This window comes from Clostridium sp. D33t1_170424_F3 (genome assembly GCF_015667585.1).
GTDB lineage: Bacteria > Bacillota > Clostridia > Oscillospirales > Acutalibacteraceae > Anaeromassilibacillus.
This window is the reverse complement of the sequence record NZ_JADPEG010000003.1, coordinates 162,326-174,348: the sequence shown is the minus strand read 5'-3', so window position 1 is coordinate 174,348 and position 12,023 is coordinate 162,326. Positions and strand designations below refer to the sequence as shown.

Annotated in this window: 15 protein-coding genes; all 15 read left to right on the top strand. The window is 51.3% G+C overall.

Features of this window, described 5'->3' with window-relative positions:
* On the top strand, positions 1 to 372 hold the full coding sequence (locus I4V53_RS03240) for a phage tail assembly chaperone (RefSeq protein ID WP_195983957.1): 372 nt from the start codon (positions 1 to 3) through the stop codon (positions 370 to 372).
* A gap of 141 nt (positions 373 to 513) precedes the next feature.
* Positions 514 to 1,647, top strand: a complete 1,134-nt coding sequence (locus I4V53_RS03235) for a hypothetical protein (protein WP_195983956.1) — start codon at positions 514 to 516, stop codon at positions 1,645 to 1,647.
* A gap of 31 nt (positions 1,648 to 1,678) precedes the next feature.
* Positions 1,679 to 2,320 (top strand): LysM peptidoglycan-binding domain-containing protein, encoded by a 642-nt coding sequence (locus I4V53_RS03230; RefSeq protein ID WP_195983955.1) that lies wholly within the window; start codon positions 1,679 to 1,681, stop codon positions 2,318 to 2,320.
* A 13-nt stretch (positions 2,321 to 2,333) separates the two neighbouring features.
* Complete coding sequence (locus I4V53_RS03225; RefSeq protein WP_195983954.1) at positions 2,334 to 3,326, top strand: XkdQ/YqbQ family protein; 993 nt, start codon at positions 2,334 to 2,336, stop codon at positions 3,324 to 3,326.
* A 17-nt stretch (positions 3,327 to 3,343) separates the two neighbouring features.
* Positions 3,344 to 3,610 carry a DUF2577 family protein gene (locus I4V53_RS03220; RefSeq protein ID WP_195983953.1) on the top strand — a complete coding sequence of 89 codons (267 nt, stop codon included), beginning with the start codon at positions 3,344 to 3,346 and terminating at the stop codon, positions 3,608 to 3,610.
* Complete coding sequence (locus tag I4V53_RS03215) at positions 3,607 to 4,080, top strand: DUF2634 domain-containing protein (protein WP_195983952.1); 474 nt, start codon at positions 3,607 to 3,609, stop codon at positions 4,078 to 4,080. Before I4V53_RS03220 ends, I4V53_RS03215 begins: the two co-directional genes overlap by 4 nt.
* Positions 4,073 to 5,338, top strand: a complete 1,266-nt coding sequence (locus I4V53_RS03210) for a baseplate J/gp47 family protein (protein WP_195983951.1) — start codon at positions 4,073 to 4,075, stop codon at positions 5,336 to 5,338. Before I4V53_RS03215 ends, I4V53_RS03210 begins: the two co-directional genes overlap by 8 nt.
* The gene (locus I4V53_RS03205) at positions 5,335 to 5,931 is read left to right on the top strand and encodes a putative phage tail protein (protein WP_195983950.1); all 597 of its coding nucleotides are present in this window, start codon (positions 5,335 to 5,337) and stop codon (positions 5,929 to 5,931) included. The genes I4V53_RS03210 and I4V53_RS03205 overlap by 4 nt, the downstream gene beginning before the upstream one ends.
* Entirely contained in the window at positions 5,912 to 6,463 is a 552-nt protein-coding gene (locus I4V53_RS03200) for a hypothetical protein (protein WP_195983949.1), read from the top strand. Before I4V53_RS03205 ends, I4V53_RS03200 begins: the two co-directional genes overlap by 20 nt.
* Positions 6,463 to 7,812: a hypothetical protein gene (locus I4V53_RS03195; RefSeq protein WP_195983948.1), complete on the top strand. Its 1,350-nt coding sequence runs from the start codon at positions 6,463 to 6,465 to the stop codon at positions 7,810 to 7,812. Before I4V53_RS03200 ends, I4V53_RS03195 begins: the two co-directional genes overlap by 1 nt.
* Before the next feature lie 59 nt (positions 7,813 to 7,871).
* Positions 7,872 to 8,132, top strand: a complete 261-nt coding sequence (locus I4V53_RS03190; RefSeq protein WP_195983947.1) for a hypothetical protein — start codon at positions 7,872 to 7,874, stop codon at positions 8,130 to 8,132.
* Complete coding sequence (locus I4V53_RS03185) at positions 8,129 to 8,863, top strand: peptidoglycan recognition protein family protein (RefSeq protein WP_353616464.1); 735 nt, start codon at positions 8,129 to 8,131, stop codon at positions 8,861 to 8,863. Before I4V53_RS03190 ends, I4V53_RS03185 begins: the two co-directional genes overlap by 4 nt.
* The gene (locus I4V53_RS03180) at positions 8,850 to 9,347 is read left to right on the top strand and encodes a phage holin family protein (protein ID WP_195983946.1); all 498 of its coding nucleotides are present in this window, start codon (positions 8,850 to 8,852) and stop codon (positions 9,345 to 9,347) included. The genes I4V53_RS03185 and I4V53_RS03180 overlap by 14 nt, the downstream gene beginning before the upstream one ends.
* A 4-nt stretch (positions 9,348 to 9,351) precedes the next feature.
* On the top strand, positions 9,352 to 11,463 hold the full coding sequence (locus I4V53_RS13940) for a collagen-like domain-containing protein (RefSeq protein WP_271732542.1): 2,112 nt from the start codon (positions 9,352 to 9,354) through the stop codon (positions 11,461 to 11,463).
* Complete coding sequence (locus I4V53_RS03170) at positions 11,463 to 11,963, top strand: hypothetical protein (protein WP_195983945.1); 501 nt, start codon at positions 11,463 to 11,465, stop codon at positions 11,961 to 11,963. The genes I4V53_RS13940 and I4V53_RS03170 overlap by 1 nt, the downstream gene beginning before the upstream one ends.
* The last annotated feature ends 60 nt before the right edge of the window (positions 11,964 to 12,023 follow it).

Genomic DNA, 12,023 nt, shown 5'->3' with positions numbered 1-12,023 from the left:
ATGAGCAATGCATTGGATCTGCTGCTGAAAGCGGAATTGCCCGGCGTGCCGGAAAAAGAGTTTAAGATGAAGCGCCTGAGCGAGCTCTGCGGCGAAGACGTGATTTTCTCCCTGAAGGCGCTCTCCTACAGCCGCGTGGCGGACATCCGCGAGACCTGCAAGGGAGAAAACATGAGCGTCCATATCGTATTGGCGGGCGTGACCTCCCCCGATTTGAAATCGAAAGAACTGCAGGAAAAATACCGCGCTGCCACGCCGGTGGAGCTGGTGAAAGCGATGCTTCTGCCCGGCGAGGTGGAAGACCTGGGCCGCGAGATCGAAAAGCTGAGCGGCTTCCGCCAGAACACCGTGGAAGAGGTTAAAAAAAAATAGATGAAGACGCGGAAGTACAGCTGATGTACTATCTGTTCCTGGAAAAAAACATGATGCCCGGTTCTTATTACAGCCTGCCCGCGGGGGAAAAGGCTGTAATAAGGGCCTTTTTCGAAAAAGATATGGAAAGGAGGAGATGAAATGGGATACCTAGATGATTCTTTCGCAAAATTTAATCCAGACGATGTAAACGGATTCGTTGTAGATAAACGAGATGCTATCCTTGGAATGTTTACTCAGGAAATGTTTGGCGAGTCCATGGGTGGTTATGTGGACGATGCAATCAAAAGCGGTCTAGAGGGTTTTGCGACAGGAGGAATTCTAGGAGGAATCTTAGGCGTTTTCTCAAGTATTATCGATTCTTCTATTGACCAGTTTGGAAAACCGGGAGAAAAAGATCAGCCTTTTCAGGATTTTGTCAGGAAAACATATAATGACATTTTATCCGAAAGAAGCGAAATGACGAAGACGGGATTGCAATTAGCCAATATGTCAGAAGAACAAAGAGCTAATATGGATTTCGTCGATCAATTTGCACTTGCTAAAGGCCAGGGATACAAAGAAACAAATGATAAAACTCTAAAAAAAGAAGAAGCTTTCCAGAATAGTGAAATTGGTTCTGAAATACAAATGCTTTACAGCGAACAAGGAAAAAAAGAAGCAAACATAGAAGCAGAAAAGCAAGCCGCAACAGAAAAAGCCTTGACCGCCATGATGACTAAAGATGCAAACTATTTGGAAGCCAAGAAAAATAATGACTACGACACCATGCTGGCAATGGTTGAAGCGCAAAAAGCCCGGGTCGAGATGGATTATGAAGCAAATTCTTCCTTGCTGCAGGAACAGCGAGATCGCGATGTAAAGCTGGTCGAACTGCTCAATTATTTTGCATATAATTATGAAGGCGCATGGAATAAACCTTCTGATGCATTGGATGAAGCCTTTTCCGTTACATACACCGATATGCATGACAAATATGTCACAAACCTAGCGTCGCCTGTTTCCGATGAGGTTCCGATAGGTCCGTCTCCAGGGATTTTACCCGATACTACCATTAAGGATGTTAAGTATAGTGCCGATAGTATTTCTAAAGCCGCAACTGACATACAGCAAACTGTTAAAACTTATATAGAAAAAGGTACGCCTAAAACATACCATATAACATATCAATTAAAAGTTCCTGAAACTGTAACTGTGAGCCAATTCGCACAACAGCATGCTGAGAACATGGTACGTAATAAGGGCACATTTGCTCCATCCATAGAGCCTAGGTGATATATACAAATGTACAGGGAGATACAATAGAATGCTTCGTAAATTTATATTTAAAGACTCCAAAACCCAGCAGGAACTAGCCCTGCCTGTCACTCCGGAGGACTTCACCATCCGCCACGGCGTAAAGGTTGAAACGGTGGATATGTACACGCTGGGGGACTTAAATCTTGCAGGCGGCGGCGCGCTGGCGACGCTGTCCATCCAATGCCTGTTTCCCGGGAAAAGCTATCCCTTCACCAGCGGTTCCGCGCAGACGCCATACGCCTATGTGCAGTTTTTTGAGCAGTGTGCGGACAACCATACGCCCCTGCGGTTCATCGTCTCCGATACGCCGGTCAACATGGAGGTTCTGGTAGAGAGCATCGAATACGGCGAGCGGGACGGAACCAACGACGTCTACGCGACGCTTTCCCTGCGGGAATACCGTCTGCCGAAGATCGTGAAGACGGAGCAGGCGACCAAAACAGAGGAACGCCGGGTGGAAACACCGCCCGCGGCGGCAAAAACCTACACCGTTAAAACGGGCGATACGCTGAGCGCGATCTGCAGGGAGTTCTACGGAGACGGCTCCAAAGCGCTCTACACGAAGGTCGCCAGTTACAACGGGATCAAAAATCCCAACCTAATCTACGCGGGAAAGACGCTGCAGCTGCCGGACAAATCCAAACTGTAAGGGGGCGGGACGCATGTTAAAGCTTCTTGTAACGCATGAAAATAACTTGTACGACCTCAGCCAGATGATCGCCTCCGTGGAGTGGTCCGGGGAATACCGGCAATGCACGCGTATTCTGGAGGTCGACCTGGTTTCCACGCCGGACGACGCCAATCTGCCGAAAGTCACCTGCGAACTGGGCGACGCGGTGACCTTCTCCCTCGACGGCAAAGAGCTGTTCCAGGGCTACATCTTCTCCCGCCAAAAGGGAACGGGCGACAGCGCGATTTCCATCCGCTGCTACGACCGGGGCTACTATCTCAACCGCAACAAAGCATCCTTTAAATTCACAAATGAAACGCCGGACGCGATCGCGAAAAAAATCTGCGCCGAATTTGAGGTGCCGATGGGACAGCTCGTCCAGCCGGGGGTAACGGTGTCCCGCATTTTCTCCGGATGCTCGCTGTATGAGATGATCCAGACCGCCTATACACTGGCGGCCGCCAAGACCAAAAAGCAGTATTTTATCCGGTTCTCCGGCGGAAAGCTGAACGTTCTGGAAAAAAGCGCCGACGGCAATAAACTGGTAATCGAGGGCGGCGCGAACCTGTTACAGGCCTCCTGCTCCGAGAGCATTGAGAACATGATTAACAAAATTTCGATCCGCGATGAGAACGACAAGGAAACGGGACAGGTCTCCAACGATTCGTACATCAGATTGTACGGCCTGATGCAGAATTACCTGTCCCAAAACAAGGACGAAAACGCGAAAGAAAAGGCAGAAAAACTTTTGGCGGAAAACGGCGTTTCTCAAAAGGTGACGCTGGACTGTCTGGGGGACGTAACCAGCCTGACAGGCGACGCGGTCATCGTAAAGGAACCGTACACCGGGCTTTCCGGCCTGTTCTACATTGAATCCGACATCCACACCTGGAAGGACGGCGTTTACAAAAACCAGCTTGTGGTCAACTTCCAGAGCATGATGGACGAGGTCGAAGCCGGCAGCAAGCCGGAAAACAAAAAATAAGGAGCGGAGGGAAACCTATGGAAGATAACCCGTATTCTTCATTCTGGCAGGCGATCCGGCAGGAAATCGCGGAACAGCGCATTCCCGCCAACGCGACGGGAACCGTCACCAGCGCGGCTCCGCTGAAAATCAAAATGGGGAATATTGAATTGGACCAAAACGACGTGAAAATCAACGCGCTGCTGCGCGGCGAAGACGCTCTCCGTCCGGGAGACATCGTCCTGATGTCGCCGCGCGGGGATCAGCAGCTATTCTATGTACTATGTAAGGTGGTGGGCGCATGACCCTGTTTCCAATTATCCAGCCGCCAACCGTGGAGGTGCAGAACGAGCTTCCGACCTACCGGGAGGTCAAATGGGATTTTACCGCGAACAAGCCGGTGTTTCAGGATAAGAATCCGGTCATTGTGGAGCGCGAGGAAGCCGTTCTGACCTGGGCGTGGAAAACCCTGCACACGGAGCGGTTCCGATATAAAATTTACACCTGGAACTACGGCTGCGAGCTGGCGGCCCTGATCGGGCAGCCCTACACGGAAGCCCTGAAGCGCGCCGAGGCGATGCGGTATATCCGGGAAAGCCTGCTGGTGAATCCCTACATCACCGGCGTGGAGGAACTGGACGTTTCCTTTGGCAAAAAGGAAGACGACACAGACAAAACGGCAAATGGCCGCTATGCGGCGGACATCCTGCACATCACATGCCGGATCAAAACCGTCTACGGCGATATACAATTGGGAGGTGATATCCATGTTTGAAGAAAAAACACCGGAAAATATCCGGGAACAAATCCTGGCGGGCATGTCGAACGAGCTGGATAAACGCGAGGGCAGCTACACCAGCGATCTGGTCAGCCCGGTTGCCTATGAAATCTGGAAGCTTTACGATACGATGAACGAGCTGATTCCCATCGCCTTTGTGGACGAAACCTCCGGTACATACATCGACCGGCGCTGTGCGGAGTACGGCATCACGCGCAAGGAGCCGCAGAAAGCGTCCGGCTATGTCAAAATGACCTGCGCAGCATCCGTGAACAACCAGCAGGTGCCTGTAAACACCTGCTTTACAACCAACGAAGAAAATGCGGACAACCGCAGACGGTACTATTCCACGGAAGCGGTCACCGTTAAAAACGGGACAGCCCTGGTAAACGTCGAGGCGGAACAGACCGGGACGCCCTATAACGTGGAGCCCGGCGCCATCACACAGCTGCAAACCGCGCTGGCTGGAATTACGGTGCAGAGCATCACCAATGAAAAAGCGGTGGAGGGCGGCACGGACGATTCGGAATCGGACAAGGATCTGGTAGAGCGCCTCTACAAGCGGCTGCGCGACCCGGGGACAAGCGGCAACGCATCCCACTATCAGCAGTGGGCGACGGAGGTCCCGGGTATCGGCGATGCAAAAATCGTGGAGGAACACATGCACCTGTACCGCGACACGGGCAATACCGGCGCGGATCAGTTTGCAGAGGTCAATCCGATCTATGTTCAAACGACAGACGGCAGCGGAAATACGGTCTATGTGGAAAGGGACATCCCATTGCCGCAGATTTCCGTCTATGTCATTGGGCCGGACAAAAAGCCGGTCACCGACGATGTGATTCTGAAAAACTGCTGGGATCACATTGAAACCTGCCGCCCGATCGGGGTAAACGTAAATGTGCTCAGCGCGGCGACCAAGAGAATCGACATCAGCGTGAAAGCAGAGCTTTTGGGGTTGGCGACCATCGAACAGGTGCGCGACGATTTCCGCACCGCGCTGGAAGAGTACATTAAAAAGATTGCGTTTAAGGAGAAGTCCCTGCGCTATAACCATGTGGTGAATCTCCTGCTGAATGTAAACGGCGTCAAGGACATCGGAAACCTGCAAATCAGCGGCGTGTCCAGCGCGCCCAGCACATATGCCGCCGGAGACGCGGAGAAGAAAAATATTCTTTTTGCAGAAAACGAAGTCCCGGTGCTCGGCAACGTCGATGTGGAGCCTTATGTGGACCCGGAAGGTGAATCACTATGATGAAACAGCTTTTGCCGGACTATTACCAGAGAAACGGCGAGACGGAAACCGAAAAAATGCAGGATACGATCGACCCGGCCATTGCCGCGGCGCAGGAGGCCTGGGGCGTTGGGAAAGAGCTGGAAGAACAGCCGGGCGACAGCTTTGTGCAGCAGCTTCTGGTGAACACCACAACATGGGGATTAAAGCTTTGGGAAAAGCTCTACGGTCTGGACACAGACCCGTCCAAAAGCGAGAAAGACCGGCGTGCCAGAATTTTGAGTAAGATGCGCGGGAAGGGTACGACAACGCGGGATATGATTCAAAATCTGGCGGAAAGTTTTGTCAACGGCAACATTATGATTCAGGAGTACCCGGAATCCAATCGTTTTACCATTCAATTTGGAGATATTGGCGTTCCGCCGCTGCTGGACGATCTTTCCGCCGCGATTGACGAGATCAAACCCGCACATTTGCAGTATACCTACGATATTCGGTATCTGACGCACAGGGAAATCGCTCAGGCAAAATGGACGCATCTGGCATTAAACAGCAAGAAATGCACACATATTCAGATCAGAGGAGGAGAGATCAATGGCAATAGAAACCAGTAATTACAAATTGGAAATGCCCTTGGAAACGGAATTTTACGACATTACGGTTTACAATAGAAACCTGGGCAAAATTGATACGCAGATGAAACTGAACGCCAACACCGTGGCGGTATCGCGCGGCGGTACAGGAAAGACAACCTGGACGGCGTCGCGCTTAATCTATCCGTCTTCTTCCACGACGCTGACGCAGGTTCCGGCTCCGACGAAAACCAGGTCTTTTCTTCGCCAGAACACCACAGGCGCACCGTATTGGAGCGCGCCGTCTACGACGCTGGAAAAGACGCTCCTTTCATCCGGGTGGGTTGGCAGCGCACCGCCGTTTACGTACACGCTTTCGGTTGCCGGTGTGACAACGACCAGCAATCAGGATATTTTGCCTGACTTGGATATTACGGAAGAGGAACTGAACGCTTTGCAGGCGGCTAATATTCAGGACGGAGGGCAGGCGGCTAACTCTATCGTTTTGAAGGCGTGGGGAAGTAAACCAGAAACAGATATTCCCATTCGCATCATTATTCGGGGGGATTTATAATGGCAAATATTATAAGAACCGGAGGAAACAGTGCTAGCGTAAATGTTTTCTGTCAACCGGAAGAGCCTCATGTGAAAGACGGTATTTGGCTTCAAATGCCTGAACGGCCTGCATCATTTAAATGTAATATGCGTAAACATTTTTCATTTTTAGGACAGTTTTTAGGCCCTACTGGATACAAGTCTTGTCTAATGGGTTCAGAGACTTATGGCGATACATATTTGCACTATCCTACCTTTCTATGGAGACCGTTTGTTGGAGATAATTCTATATTTTTTGTTACAAACGAACAAGAATTCGATGATGTATCTCAGGACTCTCAAAGATATTATCATATTGTGTACTTGTATAAATTTAATATGCAAACTAAAAAATTTGAAAAACAAACGCTTTTCAATGAGCATTATTCTGCAAGTTCCAACTATATCTGGCACTGTTATGCTGGTGCAAATGCTTTTGAGTATAACGATTCTTTTTATATTTTTGCACATTTTGAATATTACAAGAAAAAAGATGGTGAAATTAAAGACAGCGATACAATTTGTCTCGCAAAAAAGTTAGATAAAAGTGGTAATGAACTAGACTCTAGTACCTCTACAACCACAAAAATACCAAAAGACAAATTTATAATTGGCTGCGTCAAAAACACTCTTTATGCATTAGAAGCAGTTACCTGGACTTCATCATCTTATGTAGTCAGCGCAACTGAACTATATAAAGTATCTCTTGATGGATTTAAAACAACATTTACAAAAGTTGCTACTTTGCCGTCTGTATATGCATCCCAGAATTTCATTTCTATTGTCGATGACAATATATACTTTGCGTCCAACAAAACTCTTATAAAATATAATACTCTTACAAACACCTCTACTTCTATTACAGCACCCGCAAGTTTTTCTGTCATTTGCAATGTGGAAGATAACATATTTATGACTGATATCAGTAACCAAACAAAAAGCACTTTTCTTTTTAATGTCAATACAGAAATATTCACTCCGGTTGTACATGAAGACTCGCATTCATATTTTCGATATTCTATGGCTTGCATTGATAAGGAACAATTACTAATTTTTCCCCCACTCTATAATCGAAAAAACACTTCTATTGCCGCAGATGAGAACGATCTTAACGTTACAGCATTTGAGTTAAAAAATTCTCCATTACCCGAAAACACAGTTGCCATAGAAGATAAAATTAACTATGATGCTATTCTTTATTCATCTCTCGATAAATCGCTAAACTTGCGGAGTTGGTTTGATCATGTATGGTTTTATAAAGATGGTAAGTACCAAACATACCCAACTTATATTGGAGATGGGACCCAATGGGTAAAAATTAGAAACTAGTGAACCTAAAAAATCTGTAATCAATGGTTCAGTAAAAATGATAAGGAGGTTAATAATTTATGAAACTGACTTACAGAATTTGGGACAAGCAGTCCCCGATCAATTCCTGTCCGGCAAAGAAGGCGATGACGTCTCTCAAGATCTCTAAAAATGATGAGGTTTACATCATTGTCAATGAGAACGGCGCCGACTGGATCGTTCAGACAAAACTCAATGCCCCCTATCCTGGCGCGACCATCGAGGAGAGCGCCCAGAACCACATTAATATGCTCCTGAAAGAGCATCAGGAGGAAACCGCCGGCGAACAGGTGGAAGCGTGATTGTCCGCCAGGCCCTGCTCTCAAAGGATCAGACCCTGATCAAAGCCCCCTACACGATGATCCCCACCCGCGTGGTGATTCATAACACGGCCAATGACGCGAGCGCGGAAAACGAGGTCCGCTACATGCGTTCCAATACACAAAAAGTATCTTTTCATTATGCCGTGGACGATATTGAGGCCATCCAGGCGATTCCGGAGACCCGGAACGCCTGGCACGCGGGCGATGGAAACGGGAAGGGCAACCGGCAGGGCATCGCCATTGAGATCTGCTATTCCAAGAGCGGAGGACCGCGCTTCCTGCTGGCGGAGCAGAACGCCGCGGAGCTGACCGCATCGATCCTGGCGCGGTACGGCTGGGGGCTGGAGCAGGTGACAAAGCATCAGGACTATTCCGGAAAGACTTGTCCGCACCGCACGCTGGCGCTCGGCTGGCCGCGGTTTCTGGACATGGTAAAACAGGCGCTGTGCGCGGTCAAGTCCGACACGACGATGGACATGCGCCTCCCCAGGGGGCAGATTTACACGGTAAAGCTGACCAGCTGGCAAAAGCCGGCTTTCACCGTCGGCAACGGCGCCGTGCTGCAGACAAAGTTCGGAAAACAGCAGGGATGGGACTGGTATTTTCAGATCAAGGCGATCGGCCCGCCCGGTGCGGGCTGCGGCGTGTACGCAAACGGCGAACGGCTCTTCGCCGTACAGATAGGAGAAGAAACGCATGGAACGATTTAATGAAACACAGGTTCTGGAGATCAAGGCGGCCATCTCGGCAGCGGCGGCGGCGCTTTCCGCATGGCTGGGCTGGTTCGGCTGGCTGGCGGTGATCTATCTGGCCTGCATGGTGGTGGATTACATCACGGGCAGCGCGGCGGCGGGCAAGTCCGGCGTGTGGAGCAGTGCGGCGGCGCGGGAGGGCATCTGGCACAAGGCGGGATCGATCGTCGCGGTTGCGGCGTCCCTGCTGACGGATATTCTGATCGGGCTGGTGGTAAACCACCTCCCCGCGGTTTCCCTGCCGTTCCAATACACCGTGCTGTTCTGCCCGGTTGTGATCGTATGGTACATTTTAACCGAACTGGGATCCATTGTGGAAAACGCCGGCGCGATGGGCGCGCCCATCCCCGCGTTTTTGCAGAAGCTGATTCTGGTTTGTAAAAATTCCGTCGACGCGGCGGGCAATCGCCTGACGGACGACGAGAAAGAAGAAAGGAAGTGATCTCTTGATTCCTGTAAAGGATTGGTCTGTGGTTGTGCCAGATGAGGACTACCTGATCGGCTATGTCGGCGAGGACAAGGTGCATCGCATTGAATTCCTGCTGGACGACATGGCGGACTACACGGGCTGGGGCTTTTGTCTGGACGTGGAAATCAACGGAGAAAAGCGCGTCATTCAGCTCAACCGCAATACCAGCGGCGATACCAACCTCCTGTACTGCGACGTTTTGCGCGCCTATATGCCGGCGGACGGCTTCATGCTGGCGCAGATCCGCGCGGTTCTGGGAGAAAACGAAAAGGTCAAAAAGAGCAACCAATTCAGTTTTGCGGTCCACCAGTCCATCAACGCGACGGACGTCTTCGCAGACGTGACGCCCGGCTATTTCGATGAAGTTGAGGCGCGGATTCTGGAGGCGAAGGCCGAAGCGGAAACCGCCGCGCAGAACGCCTGCAACATGGCGCCGCAGATCGGCAATAACGGCAACTGGACGGTTTGGAGCAGCGCCTCCGACCGCCTGGTGGACAGCGGCATTCTGGCGCGGGGCGAACCGGGCCCCGCGGGTCCGGACGGCCTTACGCCGCGGATTTCCGTGGGAACGGTGACGACGCTTCCCGCGGGAGAACGCGCGGCGGTGACGCAGGGAGGCACCACAGAGGCCCCTGTTTTCAACTTTGCCATCCCGCAGGGCGAAAAGGGCGACACCGGCAACGCCGGAGAACTGGACCTGTCGCTTTACGCGACAAAGCGCTATGTCGACAATGAGATCGGACAAATTGAATTGACGCCGGGGCCGCAGGGCCCCAAAGGCGACAAGGGCGACGCGGGCGCACAGGGGCCGAAGGGCGCTACGGGCCCGCAGGGCGCAAAAGGAGCGACCGGGCCGGCGGGTCCCACCGGTGCGCAGGGTCCAAAGGGAGACACCGGGCCGCAGGGTCCCAAAGGCAACACAGGCGCACAAGGGTTACAGGGCACAACTGGACCACAGGGTGCAAAAGGCGCAACCGGGCCGGCCGGCGCTTCCGGTACACAGGGACCCAAGGGAGACGCGGGAACTACGCCGCGTATCACAGTCGGGACGGTAACCACGCTCTCTCCCGGCGCATCGGCCACCGTCACCCGGACCGGAACCGACGCGCAGCCTGTTCTGAACTTTGGCATCCCGAAGGGCGATACCGGCAACGCGGGCGACATCGACCTGTCCACCTATGCGACGAAAGCATATGTCAGCAGTGAAATCGACAAGGTGGAGCTGACGCCCGGTCCAAAGGGCGCGGACGGCCTGTCCGCTTATGAGGTCGCGCGGAACAACGGCTTCAGCGGAACGGAATATGGTTGGTTAAACTCTTTGATCGGTACGACTGGGCCGCAAGGACCACAAGGTGCAACCGGGCCGCAGGGTCCGAAGGGCGACAAGGGCGATACCGGCCCACAGGGACCCAGCGGAGCCTCGACCGCCCCGGTTGTCACCACTTCCGGCAGCGGTTCCGCCTATACCGCCACGCTGGACGGCGTAACCAGCCTGTATGCCGGATTGATGATTACCATGATCCCGCATGCGTCAAGCACATTCACTTCGCCCACACTTAACCTCAATGAGCTGGGCGCCAAGACAATTAAACGCCGGTACAGCTACACAAACAGCAGCACGACGTCCGGGCAGGCAAGCAGCTGGCTATCCATCAACAAGCCGCAGATTTTGCAGTACGACGGCACGTATTGGATTGCGGTCGGCGCGAACAAGCCGTACGGGCCGGATATGTACGGAACTGTCGGCGTGAGCAACGGCGGCACGGGAAAAACCAGCTGGACCAGCAACCGATTGGTTTACGCGTCCGCCACCACAACGCTGACACAGCTGACCCCGCCAACCTCTGGAACGGGGTATTTGACACAGAGCGCAAGCGGCGCGCCTTCGTGGATAACTTCTGAAAATATGTGCGGTGCGATCGGCGCGACGCCTGTTTCCCACCAGGAAAGCACTGTGACAAACAGCGGCGGCGCACATGGCATCCGATACCTGGACAATACGCTGTCCGTTCAGAAGGACGGCGTGTGGATTGACCTTCTGGGAGATTTGAACACGGTGCTGGACACGCTGAATGGAGAGGTGATCTGATGGGAACGATTGCGGAAAAGCTCCGCCATTTGGCGGAGACAAAGACGGCGATTAAAAATGCCATTACAGCGAAGGGCGTAGCTGTTTCAGAGCGTGATACATTTCGGTCTTACGCGGCAAAGATTGAACTAATTAAAGATTCATCAAGTGAATTAGATGACATAAAAATTCCGTCCTCAAATAATATGCAGGACATATATTTTAGAGTTGATTTTGTTAATGATTCGGATAGTATAAATGTAATGATTAATGGTGAAAATGTATTTTGGTATTATGAATTACAATACAACCATCCGGATTGCTTTTTACCCCCCACTCCTGGATCCGGCTCAGACGTCTACACGCAAATTTCTTTTGATACGTTGGGCTTTTTAAATCAAGCATTAGTTCACATTAATGTCACTTCACAAAATTGGACTTTACATATTACCTCTGGTAGCCCTGACGTAAAAATAACTTTTCTCAGCAAGGATTATTATCTAACATGCAACCATCTTTAGAATTTAGTATATCATAACTATTAAAAGCAGCAATTTAAAAACTGCACAGTTTTTGTTTTT